The organism is Aphanothece hegewaldii CCALA 016, from assembly GCF_003007785.1.
Taxonomy (GTDB): Bacteria; Cyanobacteriota; Cyanobacteriia; order Cyanobacteriales; family Microcystaceae; genus Chroococcus; species Chroococcus hegewaldii.
In genome coordinates this window covers 34,734-52,313 of record NZ_PXOH01000020.1, presented here as the reverse complement: position 1 = coordinate 52,313, position 17,580 = coordinate 34,734, and the positions used below count along the sequence as shown (strand labels likewise).

The 17,580-nt window shown below is 35.9% G+C and carries 20 protein-coding genes; 5 read left to right on the top strand and 15 right to left on the bottom strand.

Going from position 1 to position 17,580, the window contains the following annotated elements; all coding sequences use genetic code 11:
* Positions 1-65: 65 nt before the first annotated feature.
* The gene (locus tag C7H19_RS16755) at positions 66-689 is read left to right on the top strand and encodes a cobalt-precorrin-8X methylmutase (protein ID WP_106458072.1); all 624 of its coding nucleotides are present in this window, start codon (positions 66-68) and stop codon (positions 687-689) included.
* A complete protein-coding gene (gene cbiE, locus C7H19_RS16750) occupies positions 689-1,966 on the top strand; it encodes a precorrin-6y C5,15-methyltransferase (decarboxylating) subunit CbiE (protein WP_106458071.1) in 1,278 nt (425 codons plus the stop codon). Before C7H19_RS16755 ends, cbiE begins: the two co-directional genes overlap by 1 nt.
* Here the strand turns inward: cbiE and C7H19_RS16745 are convergent.
* From C7H19_RS16745 to C7H19_RS16710, 8 genes are all read right to left on the bottom strand, one after another.
* The gene (locus C7H19_RS16745) at positions 1,908-4,514 is read right to left on the bottom strand and encodes a CHAT domain-containing protein (protein WP_106458070.1); all 2,607 of its coding nucleotides are present in this window, start codon (positions 4,512-4,514) and stop codon (positions 1,908-1,910) included. The two genes, cbiE and C7H19_RS16745, sit on opposite strands and share 59 nt — an antisense overlap.
* Before the next feature lie 79 nt (positions 4,515-4,593).
* Complete coding sequence (lepB, locus tag C7H19_RS16740; RefSeq protein ID WP_106458098.1) at positions 4,594-5,166, bottom strand: signal peptidase I; 573 nt, start codon at positions 5,164-5,166, stop codon at positions 4,594-4,596.
* A gap of 53 nt (positions 5,167-5,219) precedes the next feature.
* Positions 5,220-6,062 carry a nucleoside triphosphate pyrophosphohydrolase gene (gene mazG, locus C7H19_RS16735; RefSeq protein ID WP_106458069.1) on the bottom strand — a complete coding sequence of 281 codons (843 nt, stop codon included), beginning with the start codon at positions 6,060-6,062 and terminating at the stop codon, positions 5,220-5,222.
* Positions 6,063-6,199: 137 nt separating this feature from the next.
* A complete protein-coding gene (gene aroC / locus C7H19_RS16730; protein WP_106458068.1) occupies positions 6,200-7,297 on the bottom strand; it encodes a chorismate synthase in 1,098 nt (365 codons plus the stop codon).
* A gap of 33 nt (positions 7,298-7,330) precedes the next feature.
* A complete protein-coding gene (locus C7H19_RS16725; RefSeq protein WP_245927581.1) occupies positions 7,331-7,549 on the bottom strand; it encodes a hypothetical protein in 219 nt (72 codons plus the stop codon).
* Positions 7,546-7,887, bottom strand: a complete 342-nt coding sequence (locus C7H19_RS16720; protein WP_106458066.1) for a hypothetical protein — start codon at positions 7,885-7,887, stop codon at positions 7,546-7,548. The genes C7H19_RS16725 and C7H19_RS16720 overlap by 4 nt, the downstream gene beginning before the upstream one ends.
* 69 nt (positions 7,888-7,956) lie before the next feature.
* Complete coding sequence (locus C7H19_RS16715) at positions 7,957-9,108, bottom strand: DUF58 domain-containing protein (protein WP_106458065.1); 1,152 nt, start codon at positions 9,106-9,108, stop codon at positions 7,957-7,959.
* Between the two features lie 24 nt (positions 9,109-9,132).
* Positions 9,133-9,633: a universal stress protein gene (locus C7H19_RS16710; protein WP_106458064.1), complete on the bottom strand. Its 501-nt coding sequence runs from the start codon at positions 9,631-9,633 to the stop codon at positions 9,133-9,135.
* 13 nt (positions 9,634-9,646) lie between these two features.
* On the opposite strand from C7H19_RS16710, the gene C7H19_RS16705 reads away from it, so the two are divergent.
* Positions 9,647-10,576 carry a ribonuclease D gene (locus C7H19_RS16705; RefSeq protein ID WP_106458063.1) on the top strand — a complete coding sequence of 310 codons (930 nt, stop codon included), beginning with the start codon at positions 9,647-9,649 and terminating at the stop codon, positions 10,574-10,576.
* A gap of 145 nt (positions 10,577-10,721) precedes the next feature.
* Here the strand turns inward: C7H19_RS16705 and C7H19_RS16700 are convergent, their stop codons facing one another.
* On the bottom strand, positions 10,722-11,570 hold the full coding sequence (locus tag C7H19_RS16700; protein ID WP_106458062.1) for a universal stress protein: 849 nt from the start codon (positions 11,568-11,570) through the stop codon (positions 10,722-10,724).
* 390 nt (positions 11,571-11,960) lie between these two features.
* Here C7H19_RS16700 and C7H19_RS16695 point away from each other — a divergent pair, with 390 nt between their 5' ends.
* Positions 11,961-12,833: a methylated-DNA--[protein]-cysteine S-methyltransferase gene (locus tag C7H19_RS16695; protein ID WP_106458061.1), complete on the top strand. Its 873-nt coding sequence runs from the start codon at positions 11,961-11,963 to the stop codon at positions 12,831-12,833.
* A complete protein-coding gene (locus C7H19_RS16690) occupies positions 12,830-13,699 on the top strand; it encodes a DMT family transporter (RefSeq protein WP_106458060.1) in 870 nt (289 codons plus the stop codon). The genes C7H19_RS16695 and C7H19_RS16690 overlap by 4 nt, the downstream gene beginning before the upstream one ends.
* Positions 13,700-13,733: 34 nt before the next feature.
* Here C7H19_RS16690 and C7H19_RS16685 read toward each other — a convergent pair whose 3' ends face one another.
* The 6 genes from C7H19_RS16685 to C7H19_RS16660 form a co-directional block, all read right to left on the bottom strand.
* Positions 13,734-14,048, bottom strand: coding sequence for a DUF433 domain-containing protein (locus C7H19_RS16685; RefSeq protein ID WP_106458059.1), 315 nt, complete (start codon positions 14,046-14,048; stop codon positions 13,734-13,736).
* A 56-nt stretch (positions 14,049-14,104) separates the two neighbouring features.
* Positions 14,105-15,295, bottom strand: a complete 1,191-nt coding sequence (locus C7H19_RS16680) for a GNAT family N-acetyltransferase (protein ID WP_106458058.1) — start codon at positions 15,293-15,295, stop codon at positions 14,105-14,107.
* A gap of 72 nt (positions 15,296-15,367) precedes the next feature.
* Entirely contained in the window at positions 15,368-15,553 is a 186-nt protein-coding gene (locus C7H19_RS16675; protein ID WP_106458057.1) for a DUF6887 family protein, read from the bottom strand.
* Between the two features lie 4 nt (positions 15,554-15,557).
* Complete coding sequence (locus C7H19_RS16670) at positions 15,558-15,773, bottom strand: hypothetical protein (protein WP_106458056.1); 216 nt, start codon at positions 15,771-15,773, stop codon at positions 15,558-15,560.
* Between the two features lie 36 nt (positions 15,774-15,809).
* Positions 15,810-16,145: an antibiotic biosynthesis monooxygenase gene (locus C7H19_RS16665; RefSeq protein WP_106458055.1), complete on the bottom strand. Its 336-nt coding sequence runs from the start codon at positions 16,143-16,145 to the stop codon at positions 15,810-15,812.
* Positions 16,146-16,235: 90 nt separating this feature from the next.
* Complete coding sequence (locus tag C7H19_RS16660; RefSeq protein ID WP_106458054.1) at positions 16,236-17,579, bottom strand: aminopeptidase P family protein; 1,344 nt, start codon at positions 17,577-17,579, stop codon at positions 16,236-16,238.
* Position 17,580: the final 1 nt, after the last annotated feature.

The following is a 17,580-nucleotide window of genomic DNA, read 5'->3' as shown; positions in this document are numbered from 1 at the left end:
ATAACTCTGCTACTGTTTAAGATAGTCCTAAGAAAGCTCATCATTATTATTAAGCATATATAAGCGTGAATCTCAATCATCCGATTTTAGAACAAAGTTTCGCCATTATTGATCAAGAAATTGGTGAACATTCATTTAATGCTTTAGAATATGCGATCGTACGCCGAATTATTCATGCAACAGCCGATTTTGAGTATACTAATTTGCTCATATTTAGTTCGGATGCCATTGAAAAAGGGATTGAGAGTTTACGAAATCGTTGTCCAATTATTACTGATGTTAGCATGGTGAAACAAGGAATCAAAACCCTTGTTAGTAAAACCTTTCAAAATCCCATTATTACCGCAGTCGAACAAGTTACAATTCCTGAACCTAATAAAACATTAACTGAAACAGGGATATTAAAATGTTTTGAGCGATATCCAGAAGCTATTTATGTCATTGGAAATGCCCCAACCGCTTTACTTGCTTTGTGTCAAGAAATAGAAAAAACTCAAATTAAACCGAGTTTAGTTATTGGTGTTCCTGTGGGGTTTGTTTCTGTGGTAGAGTCAAAACAAGCACTTGCACAAATTAATATTCCTCAAATTAGTGTCAAGGGAAGAAAGGGCGGCTCTCCAGTTGCTTCGGCGATTATTAATGCAATATTAATTTTAGCTATGACAAGAGAATTAAGCGAACAAAAATAATGATAGATGTTGTTGGGATTGGATTAAATGGAGTTTTGGGGCTAACAGAAACGATTAGGAAAGTAGTCGAACAAGCTACTATTTTAGTAGGAAGCGATCGACATTTAAGTTATTTTCCTGAACATCTCGCTAAAAAGATAGTTTTAAATGATATTCAACAAACGCTAATTGAGGTTTATGAGCAATTACAAAACAAAGAAAAAATAGTTATTTTAGTGAGTGGCGATCCGCTTTTTTTTGGTTTAGGACGTTTATTATTAGAAAAGTTTCCTGCTGATATTTTACAATTTCATCCTCATCTTAATTCAGTACAACTCGCTTTTAATCGGATTAAAATACCTTGGCAAGATGCACATATTGTTAGTGTACATGGTCGTAATTTAGATGAGTTGAATAAACTCTTACAAAAAGGTGTTGAAAAAATTGCTATTCTTACTGATTCGGTAAATAATCCTGCTGCGATCGCTCAATATTATTTAAGTTTAGATATTCCAACACAATATAATTTTTGGGTTTGTGAAAATTTAGAATATGAAACAGAAAAAGTAAATTATTTTTTACCACAAGAACTAAAAAAATTATCTAAAAATAGTTTTGCAAGTTTAAATATTCTTATTTTGCTTAGAGTAGAAAAAACTTATATAAAACTAGAAAAATTACCTTTATTTGGCATAGCGGATCAACAGTTTTTAACTTTTAAAGATCGTCCTGGTTTAATGACCAAAAGAGAAATTAGAATTAGTATTTTAGGAGAATTAAACTTACAAGAAAAGCAAATTATTTGGGATATTGGAGCAGGGACAGGCTCCGTATCTATTGAAATAGCTCGGTTGTGTCCAACTTCTTTAATTTATGCGATAGAAAAAACAGCAATGGGAATTAATTTAATCGAACAAAACTGTAAAAGATTTCAAGTGACTAATATTAATCCTATTTATGGAACTGCACCTGATATTTTAGAAAATCTTCCCGCACCTGAGCGAGTTTTTATTGGAGGAAGTAGCAGTAAAATAGATGAAATATTAACCATTTGTGCTAAAAAACTAGCAATTCAAGGGATAATTGTTATAGCACTTGCTACCTTAGAAAACCTGCATGAAAGTATGAACTGGTTCTCAAAAAATAACTGGGAATATCAACTATTACAATTAAATATTGCTCGTTCTACTCTTGTAGGAGAATTAACTAGGTTTGCTCCTTTAAATCCTGTTACTATTATTACAGCCAATTTCCCAGTAAAACATAAGCAGACCAATAAAAAGGATGACGATATTTAGCATTACTTAATAAATTTAATTGTGCTTCTCTTAAAGATTGTAATTTGGTCTTATTGCCCACTGTTAGAGATTGATAAAACATACTCATTAATTCTGCGCTTGCTTCATCATTAATTGACCAAAGAGTGGCTATAGTACTTCTAGCACCAGAACGAACCGCCATACCAGCTAATCCTAAAGCGGCTCTTTCATCACCTGTAGCTGTTTCACAAGCACTCAAAATTAATAACTCAATTGCACCATTTTGACTGTAACTTTTTCCTTTTAAAATCGTATCTAACTGACGAATATTAATTTTATTATCCCATGCCAAAAGAAAAGTATTGACAAAATTTGAACTAAATTGACCATGAGTTGCTATATGAACAATTGGAAAATTATTATCTAATAATACATTTGTAAATAATTGAACTGTAAAGGATTGATTTAACAATATTTTACTTTTAACATTATCTTGAATACTTTCTAATTCTTGATTTACATAAAAAAGCGGTGAAAATCCTTCTCTAGCTTTTGTTATTCCTGCACCCAATGTGTGTAAACTGGTTGTTCTCAAGGGTTGAGGATTTAATAATTGTAATCCAGGAGTTATAGCAATCTCGTATTTTTCGATAAGATATTGTTTTCCATTGTATAGAGTAGTCATGGGAATATTTCTTAAAGCCCCATCTAAAACAAAAACAAGTGTATTGACTGAAAACTTTTCTAAATCTTTTTCTAAAGGATTGATTAACCATTCATAAAGATTTTTTGCAGGTTCATAAAAATCTCTTCTACTCCGAATAACTAAGGTTTGTCGCAATTTTAACGCAGTAGATTTGAGTACAGTTTCAGGTACATCAGTCACATAACGTTTTAGGGGTTGTTGTGGAAGACTGAGAATAATTTCTAGACGATCGGGTAAAATGATTGGATAAATGACAGCCGCTTGCTGATCAATTTGATCAATTAATCTTGGTTCTGCTTCTAAACATCTTTCTTGCAAAAAATTATCTAATTCTGCTAATTGTAAAGATTCAATAATATCTCTTGCTTTTTTGAGATTTTCTTGGGGAATATTACCACTTATATCGGGTTGTAAAAGAAGACTGACTAATTCTCGATAGACGGGTTCAACCTCTAAAGCAAAAGAAAATTGTATATCTTGATTAACCGTGACAAGATCTTGTTTAATTGATTCTAGGGTACTAACTGCTTCAGTGTAAATAGAAATTGCTTTTTTTGAATCACCTTTAGCTTGAAAAATTCTTCCTAACTGCCACAACCAATGATAAGTTATTTCTGGTAGATTCAGCGATTGAGAAATTAAAAGAGCTTGTTCAGTAAGTTTTTGAGCAATATTTAATTGTTTGGTTTGTTCATAAATTGCACCTAAATTTCCTAACGCATAAGCTTCTATTTTCTGTGAGTTAATGATTTTAGCTTGCTGAACTGCATTTGCTGAGATTTTAGCAAGTTCTAGCCATGATGGTAAATCTAAATTTGGTTTATTTTGCTTAATTAAACTAACGTTCCTTACAAAATTAATTTGGGCATAAATTGAATCTTGACTGGGATAAAGTTGACTAATATTAGAGGATATTTTATTTACCAAAGGTGGAATATTAGACCATTGCTCTGTTATTTTATAAATTTCTAACTGACTCATGAAAACTGTTATTTTTGTCAAAGGATAAATCGCGTTATCTTCGGCTTTTTGATACCATTTTAATGCTTCTTGTGTATTTTTATTATTATTAGATATTTTTCCAAGTTTTATCAATATATTTGCTTTTTCTTCCGATGTTATTGTTTTATGTAATATTTCTTTTAATATAATTTGTGCTACTTCTAATAAATCTATTTCTTTTAATTCTTCAGCTAAAGTATACCAAGCTGATAAGATAACTGAATCAATTTGATGAGGGGAATTTTTTAAGTTATTTAGCAACAAATTTTGTGTAGATTCTAATGTTTGTTTTGTCTCTAAATTGGTCATTGAACAAATCGTATTATCTAATTCTAAAGCTAAGGTTAAAATATGACAAGCGCGTGAATGTAAACCCATTGTATGAAAAGCTTTAGCTTGATTAACTTGACTACGAATTTTACCAATTTTATCAGGTATTTTTTGATAAACATCACTCGCTTTTTGCCAAGACTCTAGAGCATTTTCGGGCTGACCTTTAGCCAATTGTATTAAACCATAATTATTCAATGCTTGAGCTAATATTGGTAGTTTTTGTGGTGTTATTTCTGTATAATTAATTATGTTTAAACTGGTTGCGATCGCTTGTTCTGCCTTTGTCCATTCTCCTGTCTGTTGATAAGCTAAAGCGATGTTACTCAAAACTCTAGCTTGACTTATTTGATCGTCTTTTTTTTGATAAGATTGTATCGCTTGTTGCCAGACTTGTATTGCTTGTTGATACTGATATAATTGATAAAAATTATTTCCTTGTTGTTCTTGTTCTAATGGCGAATTTTGAGCGAACACCCATGATGAATTTAGAGTAATTATCAAGCTAATCAGACTAATTAATAACCATTTAATAAAGTGATAAAACATAACCAATTAGCTAAGAACAACAAAAATATTTATTGAGTAGGGGTTTAATAACCAACCCCTCACAAAAATCTGATACTTTTTAGTTAATTATACCAATCTTTTTGAAAGGCAAAAAACGGAAAATAGCATGACCAATTATATTGTCTTTCGGTAAAAATCCCCAAATATGAGAATCATTACTGTTATTACGATTATCACCCATAACAAATAGTTGCTCATTAGGAACAATTAGAGGGGCTAATTGATAGTTAGGTGGTTCTTTAATATAGTTTTCTGTTAAAGGTTGATCATTAACATAAACTTTTCCTTGGATTACTGCTATTGTATCTCCGGGTGTACCAATCACTCGTTTAATAAAAGCTTGATCTCTTTGAAACCCTTGTGATTGAAGTTGTAGAGGCGGTTCAAAAACGACTATATCACCTTGACGAGGAGGATGGAAATAATAAGAGACTTTTTCAATAACTAAGCGATCGCCTTGTTCTAAAGTTGGTAACATAGAATCTGATGGAATATAGCGAGGTTCAGCAATAAATGTCCGAATTAAAAACGCTAAAGCGAGGGCTATAAAAATAACTTGAAGATTATCTTTAGTACTTTGCCAAAGTGATGAATTAACTTGATTTGAACTGACTTTTTGATTTTCTTTCATTTCAGACATAACTAAGAGTAATTGAGGCTAATAACTGAACCATACTGCTTATTTTACTCTCCTTGCTCTCTTAATGTTGCTTTTGCTTTTCTCCACATGGTTTCTAACTCATCTAAGCTAAAATCACTCAGGGGACGTTCGACAAAACTTTCAACTAAAGACAAACGTTTAATAAATCGTAAGTTAGTTTCTTGTAAAGCATCATTTGCATCTAACCCATACCAACGAGCTAGATTAATAATGACAAATAATAAATCGCCTAATTCTGCTTGTTGATGTTCCTTATCTTCCGTTTCTAAAGCTTCTTTAAATTCGGCTAATTCTTCACTAAACTTTTGCCAAACTCCGTCTACATTATCCCATTCAAAACCAACAGAGGCGGCTTTTTGTGAAATTTTCATGCCAGCCATCAAAGGAGGTAAACTACGGGCATATCGCTTAAGTAAGTACGTTAATAATTGTGTTTGTTCGGGTGTTTTTCCTTTCTCTTGGGCTTTAATTTTTTCCCAGTTTTGGCGCACTTCATCAGGATCACTAACTTCTAATTCACCAAAAACGTGGGGATGACGACGGATCAACTTTTCGGTAATACCTTGCGCGACTTCTTGTAAGCTAAAATGGTTAGACTCACTAGCAATTTGAGCTTGTAAAACCACCTGTAATAATAAGTCTCCCAACTCTTCGGTTATTGCCTCCTGATCACCACTTTTAATCGCGTCAACGACTTCGTAGGCTTCTTCTATAACATATGGGATAAGCGTTTCGGGCGTTTGTACAAGATCCCAAGGGCAACCCCCATCAGGCGATCGCAATTTGGCTACGACTTCTATTAAATGATGCAAAGCTTTTAAAATAGCATCGTAGGTTTGATCAGCCGTTTTAAAGGAATCAGGCATAATGAGTGAGCTACGGTAATTATCACCCTCATTTTAAACTTTTTGTAACAATTGATCATCCTATAGACAGACACTATCTAAACCCATTTGTCTTTATGGCTTTGCGCTTAATAGGGGGCTAGGGGATAATCACAAAATTAGTCAAATCCTGACAAGCTACACTGTCCTTGATGGCGTAACAAATGATCGCACAAGACTAAAGCAACCATCGCTTCAACCATTGGAACCGCACGAGGTAACACACAAGGATCGTGTCTTCCTTTTGCTGCTAAGGTGGTTTCTTCACCGCTACGAGTAACAGTTTTTTGTTCTTTTCCTATTGTTGCAGTCGGTTTAAAAGCGACTCGGATCACGATATTTTCACCGTTACTGATCCCACCTTGAATACCGCCTGAGCGATTAGTTTTAGTACGGATGTTCCCTGTGTCATCGATGTAATATTCGTCGTTGTGTTCGCTTCCTGTTAGGAGTGTTCCCGCAAACCCTGAACCAATTTCAAACCCTTTACTTGCAGGGAGTGACATCACACTTTTAGCGATATCTGCTTCTAATTTATCGAAAACGGGTTCGCCCAAACCTTTCGGAACATTGCGGGCGACACATTCGACAATTCCCCCGATCGAGTTTTTATCGCGTCGGATCTGATCAATGAGATCGATCATTTTTTCGGCGCATTCAGCATCAGGACAGCGTACAATATTGCTTTCTACTTGTTCTAGGGTGACAGTATTGGGATCAACTGTACTTTCTAAATCTTTGATCTGCTTCACATAACCAATAATTTCGACACCTGCGATCTGTTTAAGGATTTTTTTTGCGATCGCACCTGCTGCCACTCTTCCTATTGTCTCTCTCGCCGATGATCTTCCGCCACCTTTCCAGTTACGAATTCCATACTTAGCATCATAGGTCGCATCGGCATGAGATGGACGAAATTTATCCGCCATTTCGTCGTAATCTTGAGAACGTGCGTCGGTGTTACGGACTAAAATAGCGATCGGTGTTCCTGTAGTTTTCCCTTCAAAGACACCCGAAATAATCTCACAGATATCACTTTCTTTTCTCGGTGTCGTGATTTTACTTTGTCCTGGTTTCCTGCGATCTAATTCTAACTGGATTTCAGCTTCAGAAATTTCTAATCTGGGCGGACATCCATCAATAATAACGCCGACACCCCCACCATGCGACTCGCCAAAAGTGGTTATTCTAAATAAATGTCCGAAGGTATTCCCCATGATGACCTAGTGATGACTTACAGGTCTTCTATTTTACCGCGTCTGCTGATCTTCACCAAGGAAGGATTTTTCTTGTTTGTTTCTTTGACGGTATTGGTAGTATGGATTATTTTTCTGTTCTGCTTCTAAAATAGCGCTCGCTTCATCTAACATTGCATTAAGGCGATCGAACATTAAACAAACTTCTTTCCAACGTTCTACATTTTTCGCTCTTGTTTGTGCATCAGGAATTGTTTTTTCTATTTTCATCATATACCCCAAGTTCTTTTAGTTTCTTGTGCTGTTGCCTCTACTGCATCTGCTGTTGCTTGAGCTTGTTCAATAGACTGTAGCAGTAAATTTAGTGTAGCAGAACTAGCTACGGGCTGTGATTCAGCAACCTGTAAAGTCAAGATATATAAACGATTGTAAAAGGATTTTGCCCATTCTGCAGCGTTTTTAATTTGGTCTAACTCATAAATAGTTGCTGTTGTCTCACCATACTGCTCAAATAAATTATACTCAGTTTCAGTTGCTAGATTAATCACTTCAAACAATCGAGGAAAAAGATTAGTAATTAAAATCAGTTTTTCTGGTGGTAATTGCGCCATTATTGGTTTCTATGACAAATTATGCTTAGTTTATTAGATTGCGATCGCTCAAGATTTTCAGGAATTCAATCACTTAACCGAAAACATCTGTAACTGTTGTTGTAAATCTTCTCCTGTATTGACAATTAAACCATTCAAATGTCGATTCAAAATCGGTAAAGTATTTTCAGGATCATTAAAAATAATCCAACGACTACTCACAGAAAGAGAACTTAAATGAGTGGTATTTTCAGTTAATAAAACTAAAGGTAATGTAAATGGTAATGAATGTGTCGCATATTCTTCAGTTTCTATAGCAGAGAGTGTTTCTAATACATTTTGGTTTCCTGTAATAATTCCTGTTCCTGCTGTCCAAAGTTTGACATTCATTTGTCGTTGTTGGGCATAAAAATATAAGGATGCTGCGGTAATAACGGCTTGTTCAAAGCTATTTTTATTCCAAGATGAACCACTATCTAGACTAATAATAATATCCTGACTTCCTGTCATTACTTCTAATTCTTTGATCTTAAATTCTCCTAATTTTGCGCTAGTTCGCCAATGGATCATCCGCATGGGATCACCATAATGATAAGGGCGTAGGTTACGTGTAACGCCTTCTGTTGCTTTTAAAGCGCGATATTCACTCTGAAACTGAATATTATCGTCTTGTCCAATACTATCGATAATTGGGCATTGTTGGAGGGGTAAAACGGTGGGATAAACGATCGCTTTTGCTTTGACTTGTTTCTGACGACTACACAAAAATAACCCCAGTGGTGTTCCTGTTTTTAAGTTAACATTCTGCCATTGATAAATTCCTCGACGTTGGGTGAATATGGAATACATCCATTGATACTGACTCTGGGGATGAATAACCTCTATTGCTTGGGTTTGTGGTTTACCCAAAACAAAAGGCAGTTGATCTTCTATTTGCAGTAAGGTTTTAGCATCTGGGGTAGGGTTTTTTATTTCTAAAATGATGATGATCTCATCACCTGCTGTTACTGGGGAAATGGGAAGACGAGATACGGTGAGATGTCTTAGCGATCGCATGGGTAAGACTGCACCTATAATGAGTAATGCGCCAATGAGTCCACTAAGTACATATAACCATCCTGCCATCGTGTTCGTTGCTGCGCCAAAAAAACAGATCGCTAAACCCAGTAACACCCATCCACTAAAAGCAGGTGTACAAAAGCGAGTTTCTAACCATGTTGTGATCTTGAATATTTTTGCCATTAGGGGTGATCTAGACGTTTATTCTTATAATTCCCCTTTTTTTCCTGGTAACTGCACAATTAAAACTGAACAAGGAGCATGATGTAATACATAATTACTAACACTTCCTAATAATAATTCACTTAAACCAGATCTGCCACGTCTTCCCACAATAATAAGATCGACTTGTGAGTCTTGGGCTAACTGACAAATGGTTTGTCCTGAACTACCATATATTTGTTGATATTCTACCTGTATTCCCGCTTTTGTGGCTTCTTCGGCACGTTTTTTGAGCATTTCTAGCCCTTCAAATTCAAATTCTTCCCATTGTTGGCGCCATGTCTCTAATGTTAAATCATTTCCCGTAGCTGGATAAATATCAATGAGGTTAGGGGGAATGGGTAAAGGGCTATATTCTTCTTCATGGGATAAAACGTGTAACAAAATCAAGTTAGCATTATGTTTAATGACGAGAGATAGGGCGGTAGAATAGACATCTTTTGCTCCTTCGGACATATCTATCGCTACTAAAATTTTATTAAACATTGTTTTTCTCCTGATGCCTTATTTAACAGATCTAGATGATATACGAGAAGCGATCGCACGTTACAGTCAAGTTAAAACCCTTTGGTTAGATATTGAAGTTGCTAATTATCAAAGTAAAGACAAGGCTAAAGTATCATTAATTCAAGTATTAGATGATTCAACCGATCTCAGTGGCGATCAAGTTACAGTTTTAGACGTTTTACAACAACCAAAATTAGTTGATGAGTTTGTTGAACAAATAATGATTAAACCTGACCTTGAGAAGGTTATTCATTATGCAACATATGACCTACAGTATTTAGGCGGAAAACGGAAAGCTAAAAATGTTACTTGTACTTGGGAATTAGCTAAATCTATTCCTTATTATATCATTCCTTTGCCTAACTATCAGCTAAAAACATTAGCAGAAAGTTTATGCTATTTTCCACCCATTGATAAATCGGAACAAGGAGGAGACTGGGGAAAAAGACCTTTAAGCGAAAAACAATTAGCCTATGCGAAAATGGATGCTGTATATGTTGCCCAAGTTCATCATCGACTTTTACAACTTTCTCAGTTAACTAACCCTAATCCTGAAACAGAAAATATTGATGCTTTAGTCACTCGTTATCAGCAAATTGAACCCAAGTGGAAAGAATTAGATACAGAAATTTATCATATAAAATCTCGAATTAAAAAAGCTATGATTCAACGAAAGATAAACAATGTTAATGGTTTTCAATTATCGAGTCAAAATCGGACTACTAAAACAATCAAGATTAATGAATTAGTCAAAGTTCTTTCGTCTTCTGAGGAAACTTTTGATTTATCTCTTAAAGTCACATCAGATTGGTCAAAAGCACTAGGTAAAATCTTTGAAGAATTACCAATTGACGAAGTTAAAGAAACAATTATGATTTTGCGAGAAAAAGAAATTGATGAGGATGAAGATTTACCGTTTTAACCTAAAACCATTGTAGGGGTTTGGTTTCCAAAACCTTTAAGGTATTGAGATTTTTAGATGAGCCTGTAAATTAAATCTTAATGAAAATAAATTAATTTTTCCAAAAGATTTAAAAATTAGGTAGAAAGGCCAAACCCCTACAGATTTATCCGTCTTTTCTTGCTAATAAAACTGGACAATTAGCATTAACTCGTACATAATCTGATAAAGAAGTACCCAATAAACGATCTAAATCGGGTAAACTTTTTGCAACAGATGGACGGCGATCGGGTGAGCCGAGTAATAATAAATCAGCGTTATATTCTTCGGCAATTTTACAGATTTGTTCCCCTGGTTTGCCACCTTTTACCACACAACGATAGGGAATATTCATCCGTTTTGCTTTGGCTACAGCAGAAGCAATAACTGGATTTTCTTCCATTTCTTTTTGAGAAAGTGGTAATAATTCTGGTTTTAAATCTGGGTTAACTCGTGCTAAGATTAATTCAGCAGGATAAGTTCTAAGTAAAAAAAGTGCTAATTCCAAAGCATAATCAGCAGCAGGGGTTTTATCTAAAGCAACCATCACCCGCTTAATTTTTTTTACATAAATATCATCTTTTACTAACAACATTGGACGATTTGTTAGTTGAAAGACGTATTGACTCACGGAATTTTCTAAAATTGCTTCTAGACGATTTAATCCTCGTGAACCCATAATAATTAAATCAGCATCAATCTCATCAGCAACCTGACAAACTGTATCTTTAGGTTCTCCTTGACGCAGCAAAGTTGAAACTTTACTCGGATCAAGATGAACATTTTCTAAAATACTAGCAATAACTTTGTTTCCCTCTTCCCATTTTTCGGTTAGCGCATCAGTTGTAATTTGCGGTGGAACAACATGAAGAAGGGTTAAAGATGCTTTTTTAATCGTCGGGATATCCATCAATACATCCAGCATCTCACGTGTATGTCCGGTTCCCGCATCTGCGTATAGAATTTTGTTTAGCATGGATTAAAACTCTGTTTTTTTTGTAAGTTCGCTGTCTTGGTGTAAAACGATCTTACTTTTAAAGCGTTCTGTTTGCTGAGTCGGTTTAATCTTACTTAAAACTTGCCTAAAAAAAGTTAACACTTATTTAGATTGTTTGCTGTTAAAAACGAAAAACATAATTAAGGCCGTAAAACCAAGATAGCCAAAAACGGTGAACCAGTCTAGCCATTCACTATTCATTTTCAGTGATCTCCATAAAAAACGCTAATCACTCAGTCAGGGAAAGAAAACCCAATCTTTACTAGATTATTGTGATGAGACAAAAGATTCAGCAAGAAACGGGTGGTGTTATGCTAACTCTCAAAGGTACAGTAAAAGAGTGCGGGCTACAACAAGCGTTTAATGACTATGAATGCCACTCTAGAAACAAATCTTTTTAATAGCGAAGATTATCAACGAATTGCAAAGGCGATCGCATTCTTTCGACAAAATCATCTCACTCATCCCGATTTAATTACTGTAGCGCATCATGTTAATCTGAGTGAATACCATTTTCAACGATTGTTTACAAAATGGGTTGGTATTAGTCCCAAACGATTTTTACAATATCTTACCCTCGAATACGCTAAAACAAAAATTGCTCAATCGAAAAATCTTTTAGATCTTACCCTAGATGTGGGTTTATCCAGTCCTGGACGATTACACGATTTATTTATTAACTTAGAAGCAATGTCACCAGGAGAATTCAAAGCACAAGGAGAGGGTTTAGAAATTCGTTATGGTGTTCATGATACACCCTTTGGTCAAGCGCTCATCGCTACAACGGTTCGAGGAATTTGTAATTTATTTTTTCTTTCTTCGGTTGAGACAGATGATTTTGAACGGATGCTGTATTTAGAATGGAAAAAAGCTAATATCGTACAAGATCGATCGGCAACTCAAGAAATTTGTGAACAGATTTTCCAACCCTCTACATTAAAAAGTCAAAAACCCCTTCCTCTTTTAGTCAAAGGGACTAATTTTCAAGTTCAAGTCTGGAAAGCACTATTAAATTTACCATTGGGTAGTATGACTACTTATCAAACCCTTGCTTCTATGATAGGCTGTCCAACGAGCGCTCGTGCGGTTGGTAATGCTGTTGGACAAAATCCCATTGCGTATTTAATACCCTGTCATCGAGTGATCCGCGAAACCGGAGAATTAGGGGGTTATCGCTGGGAAATTGCACGAAAATCCCTAATTTTGGGTTGGGAAGCCTGTTTAATTGAGGATAATCTGTGAAAATAATTTATGTTGCTGAACTATTATTTCTAGCAGTTTTGTGGGGTGGATCTTTTCTTTTTATGCGGATTAGTTCTCCTGTTCTAGGACCCATTTGGTTAATTGAACTTCGGGTACTCATTGCAGGTTTAGCACTCTTACCGTTATTAATTTATCTCAATTGTTGGCAAGATGTACGCCGTTATCTAGTTCCTCTATTCATTATGGGATGTTTGAATACTGCTGTACCCTTTTCTTTGGTTGCTTTTGGTTCTCTGTTTTTGCCGGCGGGTTTTAGCTCGATATTAAATGCGACTATACCTTTATTTGGTGTCATTGTCGCGGCATTTTGGCAAAAAGAAAAGTTAACGGGTAGTCGTTTGGTGGGATTTATTTTAGGATTCGTGGGAGTAACGATTTTAGTTGGGTGGAAAGCAATTGATGGTACGCATGTATTTTTTCTCGCGGTTGGTGCGGGTTTATCTGCTTCTCTAATGTATGCGTGCGCTGCTTCCTATGCCAAAAAAAACTTATCGGGTGTTCCTTCTTTAGTGACTGCTAGTGTTAGTCTACTCAGTGCGGCTATTTTTCTTATACCTATATTACCTTTTACTATTCCAAAAACGCCCATAACACCGAGTATTCTTTTAGCTGTTTTTGCACTCGCATTGTTTTCAACTGCACTAGCATATGTTTTATATTTTCGTTTAATTCAAGCAATTGGTTCAACGAAAACTCTAACAGTTGCTTATTTAATTCCTTTATTTGCAATTCTTTTTGGTGCGATATTTCTCGGAGAACCGTTAACGCTCTCGATGTTGATTGGATGTGGTTTAATTTTATTAGGTACTGCTATTGCCAACAATTTGTTACAGTGGAAGATATAGGACGATACATCTTCATTATGATTGTTCACTACAGCTATTTAATACGTGAACGAATTAAACTTAAATAAGGTTGAATACTGGACAATTTTTGATGCACAGATTTGGCTAACTGTTCACGATAATTTAAGTAAGTTTCTATAGTGTCTTGATTTTTTAGATAATAACCAATCGTCAAATATACATTAGATAAACTTAAAGTCGAATAACGTTGGACAATTGTTTCAGGAGATGCCCCATCTTGAAAAGCTCTAATGACTAATTCTAGTAAAACTCTAGAATTACCAATTCTCAAAGCCCCTGTTTCATCTTTATACACAGGAATTGTTTCTTGTGCTAAGAGAATATTCATTTTATTCCAATTTTTGAGCCTAATATTCTTATTTATAACATAATCATCAAAAACTCTTAAATCTGAATTTCGATATCCCGCTTGGTAAACGGTAAATCCTCGTTTATTGCCTCGATCTCTGCTTGTTCCATTTGATTTACTTCATCAATATAACGAGAGAAAATTTGACTCATTCTCGGATGATAAAATCGATGTAAGCTATGATTAGCCGTTGCTGGAAAACCGCGTCTTTTTTTGTGTTGTCCTCCTGCACCAGGATCAAACATTGTAATTCCTTGACTAATTGCCCATTCTATGGGTTGATAGTAACAAGCTTCAAAATGCAAACAATCGTATTCTTGGAAAGCTCCCCAATAACGACCATAAAAGTTATTATCTTTTCGTAAACAAAATGATAATCCAATCGGTTTTTGTTCGTTTTCATCCCGATAAGCTGCAATTAAAACGACTCGCTCACGATAATTTGGATACAATTGCTCAAAAAATTTATGGGTTAAATATTTACTACCCCAGTAAAATTTATCACAAGTGCTGCTATAAAAGCGATAAATAAGGGGGTATAAATGATGTGGTATTTCTTCACTTGCTAAAGTTTTGATGAATAAACCTGCTTGTGTGACTGCTTTTCTTTCTCGTTTAATATTACGTCGTTGGTTGGCATTAAAAACCGCTAAATAATCATCAAAGTTATTAAAGCCTTGATTTGTCCAAATATAGCTATGATGTAACCAACTATTAAAACCCTGTTTTTCCATCATTGTACGCCAGTCGGGATCTACAAAAAGGAAATGACAACCCGAAAGATGATTCCGATCGCAAAAATGATCGATCGCTGCTATCATCAATTCTGTAATTGTTGCTTCATCCTCATTGGGTGCGATGAGAAAACGGTATCCGACTGCGGGGGTAAAAGGAGTCATCCCCAATAACTTTGGATAGTATCTTACACCTAAACGATGAGATAAATCAGCCCATTGATGATCAAAAACAAATTCACCATAACTATGACTCTTAATATACAACGGTGCGGCGGCAATGAGTTGGCGATCGCGCCATACGGTTAAATGACAAGGTTGCCATCCTGTTTTACCTGTTGCACTACCTGACGTTTCTAAATTATTAATCCATTCCCATTCGAGAAACGGTGTAGCGAGAGGTTGTGCTAAAGCATCCCATTGATTTTTCGGTATTTCGGCGATTTTCTGCTTCCAAGTGACTGAATAACTCGATTTTACTTGTTCGATCATGCAACTGAGCCATTAAAAAACCCTTTTATCTAGGGTAATGGAAGAAAACGAGTTTGGGCACAAAGAGAGTAATTATTTTAAGGACTGGGGATATTTTTGACGAATATATTGAGTAAATTGCTCTGTCCAGTTAGGATTAGATTTAGGATCGATGGTAATAATTTGGGGATCATTTTTAATTCGTCTGACATATTCTTCTAATGCTTGAGATCCTTCACCTTGAGAAAGTGCATAATCGATTAACTCATCATAAGACATTTTATTAAAGTCCTGTTCCACCATAGCTGACTCTACCGTTTACTTGAATGGTTACTATTATTCTACGTCGCTCATTGGGGTTAGCGTTAGGGGGTTGAGCAATCAGTACAATCTCACCCCCTGGAACTTGTTCTACCCAACGAATATGCCATTTTAACTGTCGTGTAATTGTGCTACAGCTAATATATAACTGTTGATATTGTTCTAGTGTGGGTTCCATTAAGAAAAATTTCGCTAACCCTATTAATCCTCAATCTTACCGTTTGACTTCTTGTAATCCACCAATTTCGCTACACACTTCGTAGAAATTAGTAACAGGAGGTTTGACGAATAAAGGTGCCATTTCTTTCATCAAAGCTTGATTGAGCGAATTTTTGTTATGTTCCATATCTTCGATATCATCCCACACAATCACGGCAATTCCTTCATCGGTGCCAGGTTTTTGTAAGAGATAGGCTTTTTTAAAACCAGTTGTATAAGTCGAGACAGCTTTCTCGTATAGTGTTTGTGCTTCAGCGAAACACCCTGATTTAAACTCACCAATGGCGACATAGGCGTATTTGTGCTGTAAAAAATCTAGAAATTCTTTCATAAGATAAAAATGAAGAGAACGAAAATAAGTAAACCTTTACTTATAATTAAACTGCTAAATTGCTTACAAAATGAAGATCTAAACAGTTTCTTAATCTCTAATAATTTCTTCTATATGATCCGCTTGCGTCGGTAATGCTGCGGTTAAGACTTCGATTCCATTGTCTGTAATCAATACATCGTCTTCGATTCGGATTCCTCGTACATCCTCAAACTGGCTTAATTTATCCCAGTTAACCACCGATCGATATTTTGTTCTAATGTCAGGATTTCCTAATATAGCACTCACTTGATAGAATCCAGGTTCAATCGTAACGAGCATCTGCGATCGCAAGGGTCGATCTAAGCGTAAATAGCCCAAACCAAAGCGATTACTTCTAATTCTGCCATTTTCGTATCCTGCTAAATCCCCTAAATCTTCCATATCATGAACATCTAAACCGAGTAAATGCCCAATACCATGAGGAAAAAACAGCGCGTGAGCATCCATTTCTACTAAACTATCAGGATCACCCTGTAATATCCCCAAACTGACTAAACCTTCCGCCATCACCCTAGCAGCGAGTAAATGGATCTCTCGATATTCCACACCTGGACACATTTTAGCAATACACGCATCGTGAGCCGCCAAAACCACATCATAAATATCGCGTTGGGTAGGGGAAAATTGCCCAGAAATTGGCCAAGTTCGCGTAATATCGGATGCCCATCCTAAATACGTTTCCGCCCCCACATCGGCTAATAATAAGTCTCCTGACTCTAAAAAATGATCATACTGCTCGTTGTGTAGAATCTCTCCGTGTACCGTCACAATACTGTTATAAGCACAGGTCATATCATGGGCAATAATGACCGATTCCATCGCTGCTCTAATCTCGGCTTCTGTTTTCGCATTTCGACTAGCTTTCATTCCTGCTAGGTGTGCTAAAACGGCAACTGAAGCAGATTTTTTAAGTTCCTCTAGGGCTGCTGCATCATGGGCGAGCCGCAGCGTGATGATAGCTTGGGCTAAATCTAATTCTATCCCCTCAAAGGTAAGAAAACGGTTTAGATGCTGACATTGTTGCTTATAAGTATTGGGATCTTGAACGGGAATTGTTGCGGCATCTTTGGTATGATGGGCTAATTCTGACAGGGGGTAAGCGGCATCTGCTCCAATTTTATCAGCTATTTCGGCACGGAGTGGAGTTTCACCATGCCACAGGGTAAGACTCGGATCAGGATCATCGATAAATAATTCTAGTTTTCCTTGATCTAACTTAATTGCGGCATTTTCTAAAGGAATTCCGGCAAAATAAAGAAAATGGCTACTCGCACGAAACGGATAACGGTTAGCGGGAAAATTGCGAGAAATTGCACCACCTGACCATAGAATAACAGGCGTTTGGCATAATTCGGCTAAAGAAAGCCGTCGCTGTTTTAAGATTTGTTTCATA